Here is an 18992-nt window from a genome sequence, read left to right on the forward strand (position 1 = left end):
GTGTCCGCCCGGCGGTGCACCGCCGTCAGGGCCGTGTCGCCGCCATCTCCTCGTGCACGCCGAAGGCGCGCATGCGCCGCGGCAGGGACCGCCAGACCTCGGGGGTGAAGAAGTGGCCGCCCGGCAGGACGTCGAGCGAGCTGGGCCCCTCGGTCAGCTCGGCCCAGCCCTCGTGCATCGGGCTCAGCTCCTGCTCGCCGACCAGGAGCTGGATGCCGGCGCTCAGGCGCTCACCCGGCTCGTACGCGAATCCGGCGTACGCCGCCAGGTCGCTCCGCAGCAGGCCGACGGCGAGGGAGCGCATCCCGGGGTCGGAGAGCACGGACGCCGCGGTGCCGCCCAAGTCGCCCAGCCGAGCCGCGAGTTCCTCGTCGGAGGCCTCGGCGAGCGCCGCGGTGCGCGTACCGGTCCAGTGCTGGGGGGCGATGTGTCCGGACAGGATCAGACTGTCCGGGCCGGGCGTTCCCAGGGCCTGGAGCCGGCGGGCGGTCGCGTAGGCCACCATCGCGCCCATGCTGTGCCCGTAGAGCACGTACGGGCCGCGCACCTCGCGGGTCAGGGCCGTGACAGCGTCCTCGATCAGGGCCTGCCAGCTCTCGGCCCGCTCGCCGAAACGGGCTTCCCTGCCCGGGTAGCACAGGATCCGCAGCTCGGTGTCGACCGGCAACTGCTGGGCCCACGGGCGGAAGGCGGTGGTCCCGCCGCCCGCGTAGCTCATGCAGACCAGCCGGCGCGAGGCCCAGGGGCGCCGGTGCGGCCGGACGAGCCGGGTCATGTGCCCGCCCCTTCCGCAGCCTCCTCCTTGAGGACGTCGCGCAGCGCTTCGAGTGCCGTGACGAGGTCCGCCTCGGTGACGCACAGCGGGGGGCGCCAGCGCAGTTCGCGTTCGCCCGAGCCGAGGAAGAAGACGCCGTGTTTGGTGAAGGCCCGCCCCACCACGCGGTCGCGCACCTCCCGGCTCGGCAGGGTGATGGCGCACATGAGCCCGCGTCCGCGCGGATCGGTGACGAGTTCCGGCAGGTCGGAGGCGAGTTCGCGCAGCCCCTGGAGCAGATGGGCGCCGGTGGCGCGGGCGGCGGTGAACAGCCCGTCCCGCTCGATGATCTCCAGGATCCGGGTGGCCCGGACCATGTCGGCCAGGTTGCCGCCCCAGGTGGAGCTCAGCCGGCTGCCGGCACGGAAGGCGTTGTTCTCCACCTCGCGTACCCTGCGGCCGCCCAGGACCCCGCACACCTGCGCCTTCTTGCCGAAGGCGATCAGGTCGGGCTCCAGGCCCAGGGTCTCGCACGCCCAGCGGTCGCCGGTGGCCCCGAAGCCGGACTGCACCTCGTCCGCGACGAAGAGCGCGTCATGGGCGCGGCACAGGTCCGCCATGGCGGCCAGGAACCGCGGGCGCAGGTGCCGGTCTCCGCCCTCGCCCTGGACGGGCTCGAAGACGAAGCAGGCGATCTCGTCGCCGTAGCGCCGGAAGGCGCTCCCGGCGGCGGCGAGGGCCTGCCGCTCCTCGGCCAGGAGCTCCGGCTCGTCCCAGCGCCCCATGTCGTTGACGGCCGGGCTCGGGATGCGGGGCCAGTCGAACGCCGGGAAGTCCCGGGTCTTGGCCGGGTCCGTGTTGGTCAGCGACATGGTGTAGCCGCTGCGGCCGTGGAAGGCGTGCTCCAGGTGCAGGACCCGCGAGCCGCGTACGGCGACGCCGCGTGCCGCGTTGTGCTGGGTCTTCCAGTCGAAGGCGACCTTCAGCGCGTTCTCGACCGCGGCGGCGCCGCCGTCGATGAAGAAGACGTACGGCATGTCGTCCGGGGCGAGCGCCTTCAGGAAGGTCTCGGCGAACCGTATCTGTTCGGAGGTGGCGAAGTCGGGGTTGGCGGGCTTCATCCGGGCGGCCGCGAGCAGCGCCTCGTCGAACTCCTCGTCGCCGTGCAGGCCGGGGTGGTTGTGCCCCAGCGCGGCGGACGCGAAGAACATCGACATGTCGAGGTAGCGGGCGCCGTCCCGCTCGTTCACGAGCCAGCAGCCGGTGCTCGCGCGCACGTCGACGAGGACGTCACTGAAATCGCCGGTGACATGAGCGCGGAGGTAGTCGATCTCACTGGAGTTCATCGCACATCCCTCGGGGTCTCGGTATCGGTGGGGCGCTGGTGTGTCATGCCTGGCGCTCACGGACGCTGCGCGGGCGGATGTCCGTCCAGACCTGGTCGATGTGTGCCAGGCACTCCTCGCGGGTGCCGCGTACTCCTTGCCGGTACCAGCCGGTGGGAAGCTCACGGTCGGCCTCCCACAGGGAGTACTGCTCCTCGTCGTTGCGGACGACGTCGTACACGTTGGCCTCGGGCATGGCCGTGCTCCTCAGGGTGTGTGGGCGTGGGGTGGGTGAAGGGCCTGTGCGGACCGGCCGGGCAGCGCCGTGCCGCCCGCGCCGACCGGGGCCTGGACGTCGGCCGGTTCGACGACCATGCCGCGCTCCAGCTTCAGTACCTGGTCGGCGAGGTAGAAATACCGGTCGTCATGGGTGATGGCGACGACCGTCCTGCCCTGCTCGCGCATCATGGGCAGGACGACGGTGTAGAAGAAGTCCCGGAACTCCGGGTCCTGGTCGGCGGCCCACTCGTCGAAGAGCAGCACGGGCCGGCCGGACAGCAGGGCGCCCACCAGCGCCAGCCGTTTGCGCTGGCCGGTGGAGAGGGCGATCGTGGAGAACTCGCCCCGGTGCACGCGCACCTTTCCGTCCATGCCCAGGCGGCTCAGCAGCCGGTTCGCCTCGTCGTCATCGGTGTCCGGGTGCGAGGGCAGGGTGCGGAAGAGATGGACGTCGGCGAACACGCCGGCGATCCGCTCCCGGAGTTCCTCGGCCCCGGTGTCCCTCACCGGCGTGCCGTTCACCCGGACCTCGCCGCTGCTGGGCGGGTAGAGCCCGCACAGCATCTTGGCGAGCGTCGTCTTGCCGCTGCCGTTGCCGCCGACCACGAAGGTGAGGGTGCCCGGCGTGAAGTCGGCGTCGATGGGGCCCACTCGGAATCCCGCGTCCTCCGTGTCGGAGGCGTAGTCGAAGGCGGCGGCACGCAGGCTGAGCGCGACACCGGCGGGCTCTTCCTCGCCCCGGCGCGGCCGGGGCACGTGCAGCCCGCTCTCGTCCCCCAGCTCCAGCGAGTTGAGCGAGCGCAGCGCCGTGGCGGCCCGGCCGAGGGCCGGGATCAGGTTGAGCACGGTCACCAGCGGCGTGTTGATGTAGAGCACGGCGAGCGTGAAGCCGGTCAGGTCCTCGGTGGAGATGCCGAGACGCGTCCCGGCGAAGAGCATGATGCCGATGCTCGCGAGGAAGAGGAGCTGCCCCCAGGAACCGGCGATGGTGTAGAGGGCCACGCCCCGGGTGGTGTCCCGGACGAGCGACTTCCCCGTCTCGCCGACGCCGCCGTCGACGACCGCCGAGCGGCGGTCCCGGTCCAGCTTCAGTTCCTTGGTCCCGCGCGTGACGCTCTCCAGATGCCGGTGCATCACGTCCTGGTGCTCGCGGGCCCTGCGCAGATGGACTCCCGCCCGGCGCACCGGCAGTTGGTAGAGCACCAGACCGACCGTGAGCACGGCCAGCATGCCGAGCAGCATCTTGAGCGAGAGCATCCCGATGTAGACGAAGGCACCGACCACGATCGCGCTGTTCATGGTCAGCAGCGGGACGCCGCTGACGGCTGTGGTGATGACCTGCACGTCGTCGGTGAGCGCGGACTGGAGACGGGCGGTGCCGATGCTCTCGATCCGGCGCATGCCGCTGTCCAGGATCCGGCGGCACAGCTCCATGCGCAGTTCCTGGACGGTGCGCTGGGCCAGCCGGATCAGCAGGACGGAGGAGACCGCCCCGGCGAGCAGGACCGTGGCCGCCGCGACGATGAACGCCACCAGCAGCCGCGTCCCCGGATCGTCGAGCCGTTCCAGGATCTTCTGGAGGACCGCGATCAGCACCATGGTCGCCGCGCCTGACAGCAGGCCCGCGGTCAGCGCCGCGACCACCGTGGCACGGGACCGGGACGCGAGCAGGGAGAGGAAGTTCACCGCGTCCCTGCTTCCCCGGCCGCGTCCGCGGTCGCCGCCGGGGCGTCCTGCGCCGCCCTGATCAGATCGGCCAGCCCGGCGACCGTGAAGTCCGCCATCGCCTGTTGCATGCTCAGCCGCGCCCCGAACCGGCGCCGGATACGGACCAGCAGCCGGGTCGCCAGCAGGGAGTGGCCGCCGGCTTCGTAGAAGTGGTCGCGGATCCCCAGGCCCTCCAGGCCCAGCAGCTCCTGCCAGAGGTCCAGCAGCTCCTGTTCCGTCTCGTCGCGGGCGAGCTGGGCGCCGCCCGCCGTGCCCAGGAAGTCGTCGGCCGTCGGGGCCGGCAGGCGGCGCCTGTCCAGCTTGCCGCTGGCCGTCTGCGGGATCTCCCCGACCGGGCGGATCGCCGCGGGCAGGGCGTAGCGGGGCAGTCGTCCGGCCGCCCAGTTCCGCAGCTCCTTGCGGTCCTGGTAGGAGCTTCCGGGCACGATGTAGGCGACCAGGCGGGGGGTGGCGCCCGTGGCGCCGTGGACCACCACGACGCAGTCGGCCACCCCCGGGTGCCCGAGGAGCACGGACTCGACCTCGCCCAGCTCGATGCGGTGGCCTCGGAGCTTGATCTGGTTGTCGTAGCGGCCGAGGAACTCCAGCTCCCCGTCGGCCCGGTGCCGCGCCCGGTCCCCGGTCCGGTACAGGCGCGCCCCGGGCTCCGTGGAGAACGGGTCGGGCAGGAAGCGTTCCGCCGTCAGGCCGGGGCGCCGCCAGTAGCCCGCGGCCACCTGGGCACCGCCGATGTACAGCTCGCCCGCGACGCCGGGCGGCACGGGCTCCATACGCTCGTCCAGCACCCAGATCGTGGAGCCGGGCACCGGGGAGCCGATGGGGGCGCGCTGCCGTCGCGTGACCTCGGCCGTCAGCTCGGCGACCGTCATCAGGACGGTGGCCTCGGTCGGCCCGTACCAGTTGTAGACCCGGCAGTCGTCCGCGGACGGGCCGTCGAACCAGTCGGCGAACCGGGACGGCACGACCTCCTCACCGGCCAGCAGCAGGGCGCGCAGGCCGATCGGCTCGCCTCCCGTCTCGGCGGCTCCGTCGACGGCGGCCAGCTCCTGCGCGATCGTCGGCGTGGTCGCGAGCATCGTGACGCCCTCGGCCCGCAGATGGCCGTGGAGCTGCTGCGCGTCGGAGGCCACGTCGCCCGGGACGAGGTGGATGCGGGACCCGGCCACCAGACCGGCGAACAGCTCCCACACCGACAGGTCGAAGGTGAAGGTGGAGCGGACCGCGACCACGTCCCGCGACGTGGGCTCGACGACCGTGCCGGAGGCGCGCAGGTAGGTGAGAACGTTGGTGTGCGTGACGCCGACGCCCTTGGGCGTGCCGGTGGATCCGGAGGTGTAGATCACGTAGGCGAGGTCCCCGCCTCCGGCGCGCCGCACCGCGGCGCCGGCGCCGGCGCCGGGTGCCGCGCGGACCGCTTCGGTGACGGTGCGCACGGTCACGCCCTCCTCGGCGAGGAGCGCCAGGACGTCGGCGTCCTCGTCCGTGAGGTGCGCGGTCAGCGCCGTGCCGCAGTCCGAGTCGCGGATCAGGTGCGCGATGCGTTCCCGGGGCAGTTCGGGGTCGACGGGCACGTACGCGGCGCCCGCCGCCATCGTGGCCAGCAGTCCGGTGACCAGGTCGGTGCCGCGCCGCGCGACGACCGCCACCAGATCGCCCCGGCGCACACCGGCCGCGGCGAGCCCGGCGGCGGCGGCCGCGGCCCGCTCGGTCAGCTCCCGGTAGGTGAGGGAGCCGTCGGGGCCCGTGACCGCGGTCGCCCCGGGGCGGTCCGCCGCGACGGCGGCGACCGCCCCGTCGAGGGTGCCTCCCGGCAGGTCGAGGGGCCCGCCGTCGGCACGCCGGACCGCGGTCTCGGCGTCGTACGGCAGCAGGCTCGCGGCGTCGTGCGGGGAGTCGGGGGCGGTGGCGAAGCGGCGCAGCGCCTGGGCGTACATCGTGGCGAGGGAGCCCGCCCACTCGTCGGAGATCCGGTCGCTGTCGTAGGCGAGGATCAGCCCCAGTTCGTGCTCCGGCGGGTGCATCGAGTAGGTCGCCATGAGCGCGTAGTTGGTGTCCTCGGCGGACCCGGGGTGCTGGCCGACCAGCCCGACGACCCCGGTGTCCAGGACCTCGCCGAGGGCGTGGAACCGGACGAAGTTCACGCCCACGTCGAACAGCGGGTCGTTGCCGAACGCCTGCTGCACGCTGATGAGCGGGGTGTGCCGGTGCTCCAGGAGCGTGCGCTCCTCGTCGAAGGCACGCCGCGCCAGCTCCCGCCAGCTTCCGCCGGGTACGGACACCGAGGTCGGCAGCATGTTGATGAACAGGCCGCGCAGCTCCTTCGCGCCGGGCAGGTCGGGCCGCCCGTGGAGCACCATGCCGGTGACGGGGTCGTCCACGGCGAGCGCCTCGGCGAGCACCTTGAAGTGGACGCCGACGGCGAGGCTCTTCAGCGGCATCCCCTCCTCCTTGGCGAGGCGGGTCAGGCGCTGCGAGGTGTCCGTGTCGATGCCGACCTCGACCCGCCGCACCCGCGGCATGCCCGCCGGGCGCAGGTCCGCGATCGACCGGGGTTCGGCGTCGGCGAGCCGGTCCCGCCACACCTCGGCGACGTCGGTCCGCTCGGCGGCGGCCCGCTCGGCCTTGACGAAGTCGGCGTAGCGCAGCGGGAGTCCGGGCCACCGGCTGTCGTAGTCGGGGGCGTCGTCGAGCAGCGCGGCCTGCCGGCTGAGGACCTCCGTCAGGGTGGAGGTCCAGCTCCAGCCGTCGAGGATCACATGGTTCTCGCTGACCGTGAGCTGGAACTCGCCGCCGCCGAGCAGGTGGACGGCGACCCGCTGGAGCGGGGCCGATTCCAGCTCCAGGTGTTCGATCCGCTCGCGGGCGACGAACGCGTCGACCTCGGAGTGCTGCTCGTCGGCCGTGAGGTCCGAGAGGTCCCGCACGGTGAAGCGCGGGGCGGCCTCGCGGTGAACGATCTGCAGCGGCTCGGAGTAGCCGTCCATGGAGATGCTGGTGCGCAGCACCGGGTGCCGGGCCATGGTGTCGGCGAAGGCCCGGCACAGCAGGTCGGGGTCGAGGCGGCCGCGCATCCGCACGCTGACGGTGTTGTGGTAGAGCCCCGCCTCCGGGTGCATCTGGAGGTGGTAGAGCATGCCCGCCTGGGTGGCGGTCAGCGGGTAGGCGTCCTCCGCGTCGGCGGGCAGCGCCGCGCGGTCCTCCGCGCCGATCATCTCGAACGGCTCGGCGGGCTCCACCGTGTCGGGCCGGCTGTCCGCCAGGTGGGCCGCGAACGCCGCCACGGTCTGGTGCCGGAACACCGCGTGGACCCGGGTCTCATGGCCGAGTTCCCGCAGGGTTCCCGTGATCTCGACCGCCCGGATGGAGTCGCCCCCGAGCGCGAAGAAGTTGTCGTGCACGCCGACGCGTTCGACGCCGAGGACCTCCGCCCAGACACCGGCCAGGGTCTCCTCCAGACCGGTGCGCGGCGCCTCGTAGGCCGTGCCGGTGTCGAGCCGGCTCTCCGCCGGGTCGGGCAGCGCGCGCCGATCCGCCTTGCCGTTGACGGTCAGCGGAACGCTGTCGAGGGCGCTGTAGACCGCGGGCACCATGTACGAGGGCACGAGTGCGGCCACGTGCTCGCGGAGTTCGGACACCGCGGGCAGTTCCCGTCCCTCGACCGGCACGAGCCAGGCCACGAGCTGCTCGGCGCGGACATCGGCGACGGCCGCCTCGACGTCCGGGTGGCTGACGAGCGCGACCTCCACCTCGCCCAGTTCGAGCCGGAATCCGCGGATCTTCACCTGGGCGTCGGCCCGTCCCCAGTACTCGAACTCGCCGTCCTCCCCGACCCGGGCCAGGTCGCCGCTGCGGTAGAGCCGGGCGCCGGGCGTTCCGGCGAACGGGTCGGGCACGAAACGCTCGGCGGTACGCGCTCCGCGTCCGCCGTACCCGAGGGTCACGCCCGCGCCGCCGACGTGGAGTTCGCCCACCATGCCGGGCGGCAGCGGGTTGAGCCCCTCGTCGAGGACGTACAGGGACAGGTCGTCGATCGGCACGCCGATGGGGCTGCCCGTGCGGTCGCCCAGGTCGGCGGAGGCGATGGCGCGGAAGGTGGAGTGCACGGTGGTCTCGGTGATCCCGTACATGTTCACCAGCCGGGGAGCCCGGTCGCCGCGCGCCTCGATCCAGGGGCGCAGGGTGTTCACGTCCAGCCGTTCGCCGCCGAAGACGACGTACCGCAGGGCCAGCCGGCGGGTGGAGCCCTCGGCCGCGTCGGCGGCCACGACGCCCTTGAAGGCGGACGGCGTCTGGCTGAAGACGGTGACGCCGTTCTCCGCCACGAAGGCCAGCAGGTCGGCCGGGGACCGGGCGGTGTCGTCCGTGACCAGGGCCAGCGTGCCGCCGTGCAGCAGCGCTCCCCACAGCTCCCACACGGACACGTCGAACGCGTACGAGTGGAAGTAGCTCCACACGTCGTCCGGGCCGAAGCCGAAGCGCCGCTCGGTCGCCGTGAACAGCCGCACCACGTGCGAGTCGGCGACCTCCACCCCCTTGGGGCGGCCGGTGGAGCCCGAGGTGTAGATGACGTAGGCGACATCACCGGGGTGCCGGTCGGGCAGCACGGTGCCGCTGGTGTCCAGCTCGGTGCGGGGGTGGCCGCGCTCGTCGACGGAGATCTGCCGCAGCCCTTCGCCGATGCCGCCCGCGCCCTCCGTCCCGCAGACCAGGAGCCGGCCGCCGCTGTCGTCGAGCACGTGGCGGATACGGTCCGCGGGGTTGCGCAGGTCGATCGGCACGTACGCCGCTCCCGCGCGCAGCACGGCGAGGATCGCCACCACCTGGGCGGGCCCGCGCTCCAGGTGGAGCGGCACCCGGTCGCCGGGCCGCACGCCGCGGGCCACCAGGTGGCGGGCCAGGGCGTCGACGCGGTCGGCCAGGTCCTCGTAGGTGATGCCCTGTCCCTGCCACTGCAGTGCCGTGCGCTCCGGGTGACGCGCGACGGACCGGAGGAAGGCCTGGTCGAGGGCGCCTTCGACGACCGGCTCGGCGAGCGGTCCGGCCTGCGCCCCGGGCTCCGCGAGGGGAAGCGTCCGTACGCTGCGGTCCGGGGAGGCCAGTCCGCCCTCCAGCAGCCGGACGTAGGCGTCGAGCAGGGTCCCCGCGGTGGACTCGCGCAGCAGCTCGGTGTCGTATTCCAGCATGAGTTCGAAGTCGGCACCGCGCCGGACCACGCTGAGCGTGACGTCGGTCTTCGAGGTGTTCGTCTCCACCGGGACCGGGGTCATGGTGGCCTCGCCCAGCGGCAGCCGGGACCGGTCCTCGCCGAGGTAGGCGAACATCGCGCCGAAGAGGGGCGTCCCGGTGCTGCCCCCGACGGCGGCGGTCACCTCCGCGGTCTGGACGTGCTGGTGGTCGAGGGAGCGGGCGACGGTGCCCGCGGAGTCCTCGGCCAGCTCGCGCAGCGTCGCCCCGGCCCGCAGCCTGCTGCGCAGCGCGAGCGTGTTGATGAACGGGCCGACGGTGCGGCGCAGTTCGGGGCGGACCCGGTTGGCGACCGGGACGCCGATCACCAGGTCGTCGGTGAGCGAGGCACGGTGCAGCAGCGCCCGCCACGCCCCGTACAGCACGGCGAAGACGGAGACGCCGCAGCCCGCGGCGAACTTCTCGACGCGGTCCCGGAGCTCCGGCCCGGTGGGGCGCACCAGGTGGTGCCCGCTGTGGCTGCGGACCTCGGGGCGGGGGCGGTCGAGGGGCAGGTTCAGGCCGCGCGGGGCGCCCGCCAGTTCGGCCCGCCAGTGGGCGAGCGAGGCCGCGCGCTCGGGCGCCTTCCCGCTGTGCCGCTCCCACCAGGCGTAGTCGGTGTAGGAGGGGAAGTCGGGCGGGTCCGGCAGCGCGCCGCCGGTGCGGACGGCCTCGTAGGCCTCGGTCAGCTCCTGGATCAGGACGCTCACCGACAGGCCGTCGACGACCAGGTGGTGGAAGGTCACCACCAGCCGGTGCCGGTCCGGGGCGAGGGCGATGAGCACGCCCCGCACCAGCGGCCCGCCGCTGTCCAGCGCGAAGGGGGTGCGCAGCTCGGTGCCGGTCAGCTCGTCCCTGCGCCGCTCGGCCGCGGCGCCGGAGAGGCCCGTCAGGTCGGCACGCCGTAACGAGGGCAGCCGGTCCAGGAGTTGCGCCCGGGCCTTTCCGCGTACCTCCTCGGTGACCAGCCGCAGCCCCTCGTGCCGGGCGAGCAGCCAGTCGAAGGCCCGCACCAGCGCGTCGGCGTCCAGCGGTCCCTCGATGTCGAGGGCGGCCGGCACCGTGTAGGCGCTGCCGGTGGGGTCGAGGGCGTGTGCCGTCCAGAGCTGGACCTGGCTCTCCGAGAGCGTGACCTGCACGGTGTCGGGCCGGGCGGTGATCTGTGTGCCGGAGTGCCGTTCGGGCCGGCGTGCGGCGAGGGCCCGCCGGACCCGGTCGAGACGTTCGGAATCTGTCATGGCTGTACCTCGGTGGCGTCGTCGTCGACGGCCGCGAACGCTTCGGCGAACTCGCGGACGGACCCGTCGCGGTCGTGGGAGAGCAGCAGGATCGCCTGGTCGGCGACGGTGGAGGCGTTGAGCAGCTCCTGGAGGGGGAGTTCGGCTCCCATCAGTTCGCGGACGCGGGCGACGGTCTGCATGGCGCGGATCGAATCGCCGCCGAGCGCGACGAAGGTGTCGTGCGCCCCGACCCGGTCGACGCCGAGGACGGTGCGCCAGATCTCGGCGACGACCATCTCCGTCGGGGTGCGGGGGGCGACGAACTCGGTGCCCTGCTCCAGATGTCCGTCGGCCGGGTCCGGCAGCATGCGCCGGTCGGTCTTCCCCTGAGGCGTCAGCGGCACGCGGTCCAGCGCGACGAACACGGCCGGGACCAGGTACGCGGGCAGGGCCGCGGCGCACTGCTCGCGGAGCTGCTCCACGGTCGGCGGGCCGTCCGGGCCGGGCACCACCCAGGCGACGAGCCGGTCGTCGCGTGCGTCGGCGACGGCGGCGGCGACCGCGGGATGGCGCAGCAGCACCGCCTCGATCTCGCCGGTCTCGACGCGGTAGCCGCGGACCTTGAGCTGGCCGTCGGCGCGTCCGCAGAACTCCGGCAGGCCGTCGGCGCCGATGCGGACCAGGTCGCCCGTCCGGTACATCCGGGCGCCGGGAGTCGCGGAGAACGGGTCGGGCACGAAGCGTTCGGCGGTCAGCCCGCTGCGGCCCGCGTACCCGCGCGCCACTCCCGCCCCGCCGACGTACAGTTCGCCGATCACCCCGGGCGGTACGGGCCGCATGACCTCGTCCAGGGCGTACAGGGCGGCGCCACCGACGGGCCGGCCGAGGGTGACGCGGCCGTCCGGGGTGACGGTCCCGGCGGCGGCGTTCGCCGTGGTCTCGGAGGGCCCGTACAGGTTCCATATCCGGGCCCCGGGCAGGATCCGCCCGGTGCGCTCGACGAGGTCGGCGGTGAGCGCCTCGCCTCCCAGCAGGACATCGAGGCGGCGTCCGCCGAGGCCGCCGGCGGCGCCGGTGGCCTCCAGGGTCCGCAGCGTCTCGTCCCACAGCCGCGGCACGGTGTTGACCGTGGTGACGCCGGTGCCCGAGGAGGACTCGGCGCCGACGATCGCGGCGACCAGCGTCTCGGCCGGCCGCTCCTCGGCCGTCGGCAGCATCACGGTGCCGCCGAGGACCAGGGGGCCCCAGAGCTGCTTGACGGACGCGTCGAAGATCGAGGCGGCCGTGGCGGGCAGCACCGTGTCCGGGCCGACCAGCTCCGTGTCGGCGAGCCATCCGAGGTAGTTGACGACGTTCCGGTGGGTGACGGCGACGGGCTTGGGCCGCCCGGTGGATCCGGAGGTGAACAGCAGGTAGGCGGCGTTGTCCGGGCCAGGGGCGGGCCGGATGCCGTGCGTGGCCTTCGGTGCCCGGCTCTGGCCGTCGGCCCCCTTGTCCTCGGCCGGCACGCGGTCGAGGTCGTCGTGGGCGCTGAGCAGGGGGGCGGTGTCGGCGGTGACCACGCACCCGCGCACGGACGCGTCGGCGAGCAGCGTCGCGATCCGGTCGGCCGGGTCGTCGGGGTCCACGACCAGGTAGGCGGCGCCGGTGCGCAGCACGGCCAACTGGGCCACCAGACGGGTCAGCGGATCGGCGACGAGGACCGCCACCACGTCCTCCGGCTCCGCGTCCAGCCGCGCCGCCAGACGGTCCGCCTTGCGCAGGAGCTGCCGGTACGACAGCTCCCGCGTCCCGCAGCGCACGGCGATGCCGTTCGGGGCGGTCGCGGCGGCGCGGGCGATCAGGCCGGGGAGTGTGGCGTCCCGCCATGCGAGGGCACGGGGCGTGGCGGACTCGGTGAGCGGTGCGGCGGGGGTGCCCAGGCTCACCCGGCCGACCCCTGTCCTGGAGGTCCGGATGTCCTGTTCGAGGACCGTGGCCAGCGCGTCCAGCAGCCGTCCGACCGCCGGCTCGCCGAGCCCGGCCGCCGCCACGCCGTCGATCCGCAGGCCGACCAGGTCGCCGCGGCGTACCGCGTCGAGCCGGAGTCCGGGCCCGGAGCCGTGTGCGGAGAGCCCCGAGACGGACCAGCCGCCCACGCGCTCCGGCAGTTGCGTGTACGAGAAGCCGAGGGGACGGTTCACCTCGGACAGGTCGGTGATCAGCTCGACGCTCTCGCGCTGGGCCGCCCGCGCCCCCCGCACCGTGTCGACCACCTCCGCGAGCGTCTCGTCGGTACGGAACGCGTGGCGCAGCGCGGGCCAGGTGCTCAGCGGGCCCAGCGCGTCGGCGAGTTGCGGCACCTCGCGCAGTCCGGTGCGTACCCCCACGGTGAGCGCCTGGGTACCGGCGAACCGGTGCAGGACCACGAGCCAGGCCGCCAGGAGCAGCGACTCCACCTCCGCGTCCGTGCCGTACAGCTTGACCGTCCGGGACATGTCCGGCGGGGCGGTGCTCCCGGACGGCGCCGGGCCGGCCGAGGCGCGCAGCCGCTCCACCGTCTCGGCGGCCTCGTCGGAACCGGCGTGCGCGGTCTCCTGGGCGGTGCGGGCGCTGCCCGCGTCCGGGTCGGCGAGCACCTCGTGCAGCCACTCGGCGATGTCGGCGTACTGCAGCGGCTCCGTGCCGTCTTCTCCGGTGTCCGGTGCCGAGGGGGTGTCCGCCGTCGGCGGGAGGTCCGCCTTCGGGCCCGACAGTTCGGCTTCGAGTTCGCGCGCGAGCAGCAGCAGGCCTTCGGCGTCCAGGACGCGGGCCGAGGCGGTGAGCCGGATACGGCCGTCCTCGCGGACGGAGACGCTCCATGGCCGCTCGGGGCCCTCGGGCAGGGGCGCCGCGTGGACGCTCTGGGTGGGGGGTCCGCCTGCCGGGGAGGGCACGAGCGTGGTCCGCAGCACCTCGTGGCGCCGCGCGACCGTACCGACCGCGGCGGTGACCTGATCCTCGGGAACCGTGGCGGGGACGTCGAGCAGGAGCGAGGTCACCGTGTCGTCCCGCATGGCGTCATGCTGATGGGGCCCCGCACGGAAGCTCTCCGTGGCAGAGGCGGTATCAGTGGATACGGCCGCCAGGGATGTTGCCGTGTTCACCGTCTTTCCCCCTTCGTCTGGACAGTGATGCCGTCGTGCTCGGGGAGGCCGGCCCGGGCGGGCCGGGTCTCCACGTCGTTCCAGTCCGCCGCCGCGGCCATGGCCACGCGGATCTCCCGCGTGCCCGTGAAGGGCGCGCGGCCGTGCGCGGCCAGCAGGTTGTCGACGACCAGCACGTCACCGGGCTGCCAGTCGAAGGCCGTCGTCTCCGCCGCGAACGCCTCCCGGATCGCGCCGAGGTCGGCGCGCGTGAACTCGCTGCCGTCGCCGAGCCGGGTGGTCTTGGGCACGCGTTCCGGTCCGACCTGGCCGAGCAGTTCCTCGGCCAGCTCGTCCCCGATGGTGCTCAGGTGGAAGCTGGTGGCCTGGTTGAACCAGACCCACTCGCCGGTGTCCGGGTGCCGGACGACGGCGGGCCGCACGGCCTCCGTACGCAGGTGGTCCTCGGCGATGTGCGCGACGCGGACGCGGGTCCGGTCCGCGTAGGCGTCCAGGCCGCTCTCGTCGCAGCCGAGCGCCTCCTGCCACGGGATGCCGACACCTGGCGTGTAGTTGCGCAGGTACCGCACTCCGTACCGCTCCATGCGGGAGACCAGATCGTGGGGGAGTCTCCGCAGCACGTTGCGGGAATCGGCGAGCGGGGTCTGGCCGCCGGTCTGCGACGGGCGGGCGCAGGCGAATCCGAGGACCCGGGGCCAGCTCCAGCTATAGCAGGCTTCGTTGTGCATCTCGATCGTCTGGTCGGACGGGTACTCGGTGGAGGAGTAGACGCCCTCGCCCAGGGCGCTGCGCGGTGTGGCCCCGTCCTGGTAGGCGAGCGCTCCCTCGCCGCCGATGGCCTCCACGACCGGACGCAGCGCGTCGGCTCCCTCGGAGAAGCCGCGGAAGAGCACCGCGCCGCGTTCCCGCATCCGCGTCCGTACCAGCGCGGCGTTGTCCCGCACCCAGGTGGTGAGCGGCACGCCTGCCCGTTGCGGCGTGGCGAGAACGGGCAGGGCCGCGGGCTCCAGCGGACCGAAGTCGACGACGGACTCGTCCGTGAGGGAGCGTCGCCTCATCGGCTGCTGAGGCATGCGAGACGTGCGAAGGGACATGAGTTCTCCGAAGGTTGTCGGTTGCCCGTGCGTGCTGCGTGCCGTGCGCTGTGCGAAGGGGCTTTCGGCTTCAGCCGCGCCGACGGACAGAGGAAACGAGGTGCGCGGCCCGGCGGGCGCGGCCCGCGGCCCGCTCGCCCCGGGTGCGTTCCGCGAGGTCCGCGCGGATCTCGCCGACCGTGGCCGTGTCCTCGGCGAGCGCCGTCAGGGCCCGGCAGAGCAGGTCGGCGAGGGCGGCGGTACGGTCCGCTCCGATGCGGACGGTGTCGTGGTTGAGAGCGAGGACGAGCCGGTCCCCCTCGGGGGCGGCGGAGATGGTCAGCGGAAGCTCGGTCTGCTCCAGAGCTTCCGCCCGTTCCACGGACAGTCCCGGCAGTCCGGTGCCGAGGTCGGCGAACGGGAAGTTCGCCACGATGACGGAGGTGTCGAACAGCCCGGACGAACTCGCGCGTCCGCTCCACTTCGCGATCCGGGCGAGCGGTGTGTGGATGTGCTCCTGGACGCGGTGCAGGGACTGCTGGACGTCCCTGCACCAGGTGCCGGCCCGCAGGGAGGCGGGCAGCCGGGTACGCAGCGGCACGGTGTTGATGAACATGCCCACCGTGCGGTCCACCTCGTCCAGCTCCGCGGGACGGCCGGATCCCACGCTGCCGAACGCCACGTCGTCCGTGTCGGTCTCCGCCGCGAGCGTGAGCGCCCACGCGGCGTGCACCATGCCGCCCAGGGTCACGCCCAGGCGGTGCGCCGTCTCCCGCAGCCGCGCGGTGTCCCGCGCCGACACGTGCACGACGTGGTCCCGGTGGCGGGACGGCCCGTTCGCCTGCGGGGCGATCGGCACCGCGGTGAGACCGGCCAGCTCGCGGGTCCAGAACTCCCGGGAGGCGTCCGGGTCCCGCCGGGCGATCCACCGGGCGAAGGTCCCGAAGTCCGGCGCCGTCGCCGTGCCGGGGGGCCGTCCCTCGTGGTGCGCGGCGTAGTGCTCCAGGACCTCGCCGAGGAGGAGGGGAAGGGACCAGCCGTCCAGCAGGACGTGGTGGTTCGTCCATACGAAGGCCCACCGGCGGGCCGCCAGCCGGGCCACGGTGAGCCGCATCAGCGGCCCTTCGTCCAGGTCGAAGCCGTGGCGGCGGTCCTCGCGCACGAAGGCGTCGAGGGCGGCCTCGGGGTCCTCGGCGGCCGAGAAGTCCTGGAAGGCGACCGGCAGTTCGCGTGCGGACGGCACCACGAACAGGGGGCGCGGGACGTCCTGCCACACGCACACCCCGCGGAGCACGGCGTGCCGGTCCACGGCCGCCTGCCAGGCCCGCGCGAAGGCTTCCTCGTCCAGGTCCCCCGCGAGGACGCAGACGAGCTGTTCGACGTAGACGCCGCTGCCCGCGGACCGGTCCTCGGCGAGGCTGCGGAAGAGCATGCCCTCCTGCGTCGGGGTCAGGGGCCACACCGCCGTGAGGCCGCCCCAGCGCCGGGTCCAGTCGCGGACGGCGGCGACCGGCGCCGTGCCGTGCCGGAGCCCGGAGGCGAGCGGCGGCACGTCCGGCTCGGCGGTCAGGGCGCGCAGCTCGTCGAGGAGGGCGTCCGCGAGGGTGTCCGCGGCGGCCTGTCCGGTGTGCTCCACCTCGACCGCGAGGCAGCCGTCGGTCACCAGGGTCTCCACCACGACCGCGGCGGGGCGGACCCCCTCGGGGTCGCGGACCCGGCCGAATCCGGGGGCGAGGAGTTCGAGCGTCGCCCCGGGGTCGGAGGCGCTGCTGACCCGGCCCAGGTGGTTGAAGTTGAGGTGCGGGGCGGGCATCGCGGCCAGCTTCCCGGCCAGTTCCTCGTCTCCGGCCAGGTAGCGGACGACGCCGTTGTCGATCCCCCGGTGCACCAGCTCGCGCAGCCGGGCCCTGACGTCCCAGAGCGTGCCGACCGGGCCCTGGTCCCCGACGGCCACCGGGAAGGGGGCGAGGGTGGTGAACCAGCCGACGGTGCGTGACAGGTCGATGTCGGGGCGCAGGTCCTGGCGGCCGTGGCTCTCCAGTTCCACGACGACGGTGCCGAGCGCGTCGGCCCGGGCCTGCGCGCGGGCGGCCGCGGTGAGCAGCCCTTCCTCCAGGCTGGCGCCGAGCCGGTGCACGAGGGCCTGCTGGATCCGTGCGGTCTCCTCGGCCCCCAGCTCGCGGCGGGCCCGGCGGGAGCCGCCTTCGGTTCCGGGTGCGCGCGGGGTGCCCCGGTGCGCCGCGTCGGCGGTGAGTCCGGCCAGTTCGTCGATGTCCGCGCGGACCCTGTCGAGCACGCGCGGGTCCAGGGCCCGTCGCCGCAGTTCGGCGGTCCACTGGCGGTGCGTGGTGCCCTCGGGCTGCGGCTCGGGCGGGCGGCCTTCGCGTACGGCGTCGAGTGCCGACTCCAGGTCCTCCAGCACGATCCGCCAGGACACCGCGTCCATGACGAGGTGGTGGGCGGCGAGCAGCAGTCGCTGCGGGGCCCCCGGCCCCAGGTCGGCCAGGTGGGCGCGGAACACCGGGCCGTTCGCGGGGTCGAGCCCGGTGTGCAGCGTGTCGGCCAGCTCCCGCAGGCTCCGCTCGACCTCGTCGGCGGGTACGGACGAGAGGTCCGTGTGCTCCACCGGCACGTCCGCCGCCGGATCGACCACGGCCCGGACGGACTCGTCCCGCACGAAGCGGGTGCGCAGCGCCTCATGGGCGTCGGCCACCGCGTGGAGGGCCGTCTTCAGCTCCTCGGGCGGCACTCGCTCGCGCAGGGCGAGGAGCAGGCCCATGTTCCAGTGGGAGGGCGTGCTCAGCTCCAGCTCGTGGAACCACTGCTGGATCGGGCTCAGCGCGTCGGTGGTGTCCCCCGTGTGCCGCGTGCCGGACGGGTCGCCGCCGGTGACGGCGTGGGCGGCGAGTTCGGCGAGGGTGGGGTGGTCGAAGAGCTGGCGCGGGGTGATGCGGATGCCCGCGCGGCGTGCCTTGGCCACGATCTGGATCGACTGGATGGAGTCGCCGCCCACCCCGAGGTAGTCGTCGTGCACGCCGACCCGTTCCAGGCCCAGGACCTGGCACCACACCTCGGCCAGCCGCCGCTCGATCTCCGTACGGGGCGCGACGAAGCCCTCGTCAGCGGCCTCCCATGCGGGCGCGGGCAGGGCACGGCGGTCCACTTTGCCGTTGGCCGAGAGGGGAAGCGCGTCCAGGGGGACGACGGCGGCGGGCACCATGTGGGCCGGCAGCCGTTCGCGCGCCCACTCCCGTACCGCCTCGGGTTCGCAGACGGCCCTGTCCCGTGCGACGACGTAGCCGGCGAGGCGGGGTTCGCCGCCTTCCGGTCCGGGTACGGCGGCCACGACGGCGTCGGTGATGCCCTCGGCGGCACGCAGCACCGCCTCGATCTCCCCCAGCTCCACCCGGAACCCGCGGATCTTCACCTGCTCGTCCACACGCCCGCAGAACTCCAACGCCCCCTCAGCACCGAAGCGCACCAGGTCCCCGGTGCGGTACAACCGCGCACCCGGAACCGAGGAGAACGGATCCGGCACGAACCGCTCCGCCGTCAGACCACCGCGCCCCAGATAACCCCGCGCCACCCCCGCCCCACCGACGAACAGCTCGCCCACACTCCCCGCCGCCACCGGCCGCAACCCACCGTCCAGCACATACACGGTGCGGCCCGACAGCGGCCGGCCCAGGGGAACGGTTCCGGCGGTGTCCACCCCCGCGCCGTCTTCGTCGGCGGTGGCCTCGTGGACGGTCGCGGTGATGACGGTCTCGGTGGGCCCGTAGGCGTTGAGGATCCGGCCGCCCACCGCGCGCCGCCACATCCCGGTCTCGGCCGCGGGCATCGCGTCGCCGCCGACGACGGTGAGGCGGACGTCCAGCGCGCCGGGCACCGCGCCGCCGGAGGCGAGGACGGTCGCCATCTGCCGCCAGAGCCCGGTCGGCGGGTTGAAGACACCGACCCCGTGCTCGGCCAGGAAGGCGAGCAGTTCCTCGGTGTCGAGAAGGCCGTCGGGCCGGATCACGGCCGCGCCGCGCACCAGCAGCGGGGCGAGAAGCTGCTCCGTGCTCACGTCGAAGGAGAACGAGCCGAAGACCAGGACTCTTTCGCCCTGAGTCAGTCCGAAGGCGTCGACGGCCTGCGCGAGGTGACCGGCCAGTTGTCCGTGGGTGACGGCGACGGGCTTGGGGCGGCCGGTGGATCCGGAGGTGAAGACCAGATACGCCAGATCATCCTCATCCGCCTCGTCCAGCCCCGCCCGGTCCACC

8 protein-coding genes are annotated in these 18992 nt (G+C 73.9%); all 8 read right to left on the bottom strand.

The features are described 5' to 3' along the window. Positions 1-25 precede the first annotated feature (25 nt). On the bottom strand, positions 26-775 hold the full coding sequence (locus ABD343_RS40020) for a thioesterase II family protein (RefSeq protein ID WP_344535730.1): 750 nt from the start codon (positions 773-775) through the stop codon (positions 26-28). Next, the gene (lat, locus tag ABD343_RS40025) at positions 772-2100 is read right to left on the bottom strand and encodes an L-lysine 6-transaminase (protein WP_344535732.1); all 1329 of its coding nucleotides are present in this window, start codon (positions 2098-2100) and stop codon (positions 772-774) included. Before lat ends, ABD343_RS40020 begins: the two co-directional genes overlap by 4 nt. Before the next feature lie 43 nt (positions 2101-2143). Next, complete coding sequence (locus tag ABD343_RS40030; protein ID WP_344535733.1) at positions 2144-2335, bottom strand: MbtH family protein; 192 nt, start codon at positions 2333-2335, stop codon at positions 2144-2146. A gap of 11 nt (positions 2336-2346) precedes the next feature. Beyond that, positions 2347-4044 carry a cyclic peptide export ABC transporter gene (locus ABD343_RS40035; RefSeq protein WP_344535734.1) on the bottom strand — a complete coding sequence of 566 codons (1698 nt, stop codon included), beginning with the start codon at positions 4042-4044 and terminating at the stop codon, positions 2347-2349. After that, the gene (locus ABD343_RS40040; RefSeq protein WP_344535736.1) at positions 4041-10547 is read right to left on the bottom strand and encodes an amino acid adenylation domain-containing protein; all 6507 of its coding nucleotides are present in this window, start codon (positions 10545-10547) and stop codon (positions 4041-4043) included. Before ABD343_RS40040 ends, ABD343_RS40035 begins: the two co-directional genes overlap by 4 nt. Beyond that, complete coding sequence (locus ABD343_RS40045; protein ID WP_344535737.1) at positions 10544-13564, bottom strand: non-ribosomal peptide synthetase; 3021 nt, start codon at positions 13562-13564, stop codon at positions 10544-10546. Before ABD343_RS40045 ends, ABD343_RS40040 begins: the two co-directional genes overlap by 4 nt. An 86-nt stretch (positions 13565-13650) precedes the next feature. Next, positions 13651-14712 (bottom strand): TauD/TfdA family dioxygenase, encoded by a 1062-nt coding sequence (locus ABD343_RS40050; protein WP_344535738.1) that lies wholly within the window; start codon positions 14710-14712, stop codon positions 13651-13653. Positions 14713-14818: 106 nt separating this feature from the next. After that, on the bottom strand, positions 14819-18992 hold a 4174-nt coding region (locus ABD343_RS40055; protein ID WP_344535740.1), incomplete at its 5' end, for a condensation domain-containing protein.

Origin of the sequence: Streptomyces albiaxialis (genome assembly GCF_039530985.1) — a bacterium.
Taxonomy (GTDB): domain Bacteria; phylum Actinomycetota; class Actinomycetes; order Streptomycetales; family Streptomycetaceae; genus Streptomyces; species Streptomyces albiaxialis.